At 69.2% G+C, this 3,382-nt stretch carries 4 protein-coding genes; all 4 read left to right on the top strand.

Annotation, left to right across the window (positions count from 1 at the left end; genetic code table 11):
* Nucleotides 1-633, top strand: a 633-nt coding sequence (locus JNK68_11020) for a DMT family transporter (protein MBL8540891.1), incomplete at its 5' end; no start/stop codon positions are given.
* Nucleotides 634-677: 44 nt separating this feature from the next.
* On the top strand, nucleotides 678-1,061 hold the full coding sequence (locus JNK68_11015) for an STAS/SEC14 domain-containing protein (GenBank protein MBL8540890.1): 384 nt from the start codon (nucleotides 678-680) through the stop codon (nucleotides 1,059-1,061).
* A 35-nt stretch (nucleotides 1,062-1,096) separates the two neighbouring features.
* Complete coding sequence (locus JNK68_11010) at nucleotides 1,097-2,530, top strand: glutamate--cysteine ligase (protein ID MBL8540889.1); 1,434 nt, start codon at nucleotides 1,097-1,099, stop codon at nucleotides 2,528-2,530.
* A gap of 19 nt (nucleotides 2,531-2,549) precedes the next feature.
* On the top strand, nucleotides 2,550-3,382 hold an 833-nt coding region (locus JNK68_11005; GenBank protein MBL8540888.1), incomplete at its 3' end, for a succinylglutamate desuccinylase/aspartoacylase family protein.

The raw sequence follows: 3,382 nt of genomic DNA, 5'->3' as shown, positions 1-3,382 counted from the left end.
CTGCTCTACTTCTACGCCATCGGCGGCCTGCCGCTCGCCACCGCGGTAACCCTCAACTACACCTCCCCTCTGTTTCTCGCCGTGCTCGCCACCTGGGTGCTCAAGGAACACGTGTCGCGCTGGCTGCTCGTCGCGGTGGTTGTTGGCTTCGTCGGCGTGGGTCTGCTGCTGCGGCCTTCGTTCGCCTCGGACGAGATCGTCCCGGCTGCGTTCGGTCTGGCCTCGGGTTTTCTGGCGAGCGTCGCCTACCTGAACGTGAAACAGCTGGGCCAGGCCGGCGAGCCGGACTGGCGCGTCGTCTTCTACTTCACGCTGATCTCGACAGTTGGGGCCGCCGCGTGGATGCTCGCCAACACCTTCCACCCGGTGACCTGGGAGGGGGCCGCCATCATCGCCGGGCTCGGCACGAGCGCGACGCTCGCCCAGCTCGCGATGACGCGCGCCTATCAGGAAGGACAGACGATCGTGGTCGGCAGCCTCGCCTACAGCACGGTCGTGTTCGCGAGTCTGCTGGGCGTGCTGGTCGGCGACGACAGCCTGGGCCTGGAGAGCTGGCTTGCGATCGCCATCATCATCGCGAGCGGCATCGTCGCCACTCTTGCCGCGCCTCGCGCACCGCTGGCGGCGGACTGACGCGCCGGTGTCCTATAATCGGCGAACGATGCCGGGAGTCCCCGATGATCTCGATCCAGATTGCAGACGAATACACGAACGTGGCAGTGCTCGGCGAGTTCACGCTGGCCGACATGAAGGAGCTCGAAGAGCACGCCATCTACCAGATCAGGCTGCAGGGCAGCGCGAACCTGCTCATCGACCTGCGCGACATGCTGGGCTACACGCTCGACGTGGCGTGGGAAGAACTCAAGTTCACGCGCACCCACGCGCGCGAGTTCGGGCGCGTCGCGGTGGTGACGGACAACCAGTGGCTGGCGTGGATCGCCTGGCTCGAGAGCCTGTTCACCGATGCGGAGATCGAGGTGTTCGCCAGCTACGACGACGCGCTCGCCTGGGTGACGGCGGCAGACGCCGGGTCGGGAGAACCGCCGACGGAAAAATCCTAGGGCGGCAACCGCACGCAAGCACAAGCACCGCGACCATGGGCAGGGAAATCGACGCGGTCGTATTCGATGCCGCAGATTTCCGGCGCTTCGGCGAGCACGTTGCCCGCGAGACGGCGCTCCTGGAAACATGGGTGCGCGCGGGCGCCCTGGCCGAGGCGCCGTACGTCGCGGGCTTCGAGCTGGAAGCCTGGCTCACCGATCGCGCTTTCGCGCCGGCCCCGCTCAACGAACGCTTCCTGACGGCGCTCGCCAGCGCGCTCGTGGTGCCGGAGCTCTCGAAGTTCAACGTCGAGCTGAACGGCACGCCGCAGGTGCTCGGCGCCGGTGCGCTGGAGCGCCTCGAAGGCGAACTCGCCGCCACCTGGCGCGACTGTCTCGCGGTGGCGCGCGATCTCGATGCGCAGTTCGTGATGATCGGCATCCTGCCGACCATCACCGAGGCCGACCTGTGTCTCGCCAACATGTCCCCGCTCAACCGCTATCACGCGCTCAATCGCGAAGTCATGCGCGCCCGCCGCGGCCGCGCGATCCCGATCGACATCGCCGGCCGCGAGCACCTCTCGACGCGGCACCACGACGTCATGCTGGAGGCAGCGACCACGTCTTTCCAGGTGCACCTGCAGGTGCCGGCAAGCCGCGCCGCCCGCTACTACAACGCCGCGCTCCTCGCGTCGGCGCCGCTGGTGGCGGCGTGCGGCAACTCGCCGCTCCTCTTCGGTCGCGATCTGTGGGAGGAGACGCGCGTCCCGCTGTTCGAGCAGGCGGTCTCGCTGGGCGGCCGGCAGCATCCGGCGCAGGGCCCTGCGGAGCGCGTGACCTTCGGCAGCAGCTACGTGCGCGAGTCGCTCCTGGAATGCTTCGCCGAGAATGCCTCGCTCTATCCCTGCCTGCTGCCGATCGACCTGCCCGACGGCGCCGCCACGATCGGCCACCTGCGCCTGCACAACGGCACGATCTGGCGCTGGAACCGGCCGTTGATCGGCTTCGACGACGCCGGCACGCCGCACTTCCGCATCGAGCATCGCGTGCTTCCCGCAGGCCCGAGCGTGCCCGACATGATCGCCAACGCCGCCCTCTGTTTCGGCCTCGTGCACACGCTTGCCAGTGCCGAAGTGGCGCCGGAGGCGCGCCTGCCGTTCGACCGGGCGCGCGCGAACTTCTACGGCGCGGCGCGCAGCGGACTCGCCGCGCCGATCGAGTGGCTCGACGGGCGCACGACCGACGCCCGCAGCCTGCTGCTGGAGGAACTCCTGCCCGCCGCTCGCGACGGGCTGTCCGGCCTCGGGCTGGCGGCGGAAGAGATCGGGCACTACCTCGGCATCGTCGCGGCGCGCGTCGGCTCGGGACGCACGGGCGCGGCATGGCTGCGCCGCCGCTACGCCGCCAACGGGCGCGACCTCGCAGCACTCACGCAGGCGTATCTGGAGCGCCAGTGCAGCGGGCTGCCGGTCCACGAATGGGCCGCGTGAATCCGGGAAAAGACGCGTGATGGATCGCCGGGTCGCACCGCAGCTTGCGATTCTCGACCGCGTTCCGGACGGTCTGCTCACTGTCGCCCCCACCGACCTGCATACGGTCCTGACCGGACCGACGCTGATCCATCTGCCCGGCCAGCGCCCGCAGCCGCTCTTCGTTGCCGTGCTCCTGCACGGCAACGAGAACACCGGGCTCGCGGCCATGCAGGAAGTGCTGCGGACCTACTCCGCCAGGCCGCTGCCGCGCGCGCTGTCGCTTTTCATCGGCAACGTCGCGGCCGCCCGCCTCGACCTGCGGCGACTCGACGACGAGCCGGATTACAACCGGGTCTGGCCCGGCAGCGAGTTGCCGGACCATCCGCTGCACGCGGTGATGGCGGCTGTCGTCGACGAGATGCGGCTGCGGAGCGTCTTCGCGAGCATCGACATCCACAACAACACCGGGCTCAATCCGCACTATGCCTGCGTCAACCGGGTAGCGCCGCCGTTCCTGCATCTCGCCCGGCTCTTCAGCCGCACGCTGGTGCACTTCGAGCGCCCGCGCGGTGTGCAATCGGCGGCGTTCGCCGCACTCTGCCCCGCCGTCACCGTCGAGTGCGGCAGGCCAAGCGTGCACGAGAATGCCGCGCGCGCAGCCGAGTTCATCGACGCCTGCCTGCACCTTTCGCACTTTCCCGATCACCCGGTGCCGCAGCGCGACATCGACCTGTACCACACCGTCGCCACCGTGACCGTCCCCGATGCCGTGGACTTCTGCATCGGCCCGGGCGAGGCTGAGGTCTGCTTCGGCGCGGATCTCGACACCCTCAACTTCCGCGATCTTCCCGCCGGCTGGCCGCTTGCGCG

The organism is Betaproteobacteria bacterium, assembly GCA_016791345.1.
Taxonomy (GTDB): domain Bacteria; phylum Pseudomonadota; class Gammaproteobacteria; order Burkholderiales; family JAEUMW01; genus JAEUMW01.
The sequence above is the reverse complement of the archived record's forward strand: the minus strand, read 5'-3'. Positions and strand labels throughout refer to the sequence as shown.

Bases quoted from the DNA above. Each gene is read 5' to 3' on its own strand.
- JNK68_11015 (MBL8540890.1), top strand. From the start codon at position 678: ATGATCTCGATCCAGATTGCAGACGAATACACGAACGTGGCAGTGCTC.
- JNK68_11010 (MBL8540889.1), top strand. From the start codon at position 1,097: ATGGGCAGGGAAATCGACGCGGTCGTATTCGATGCCGCAGATTTCCGG.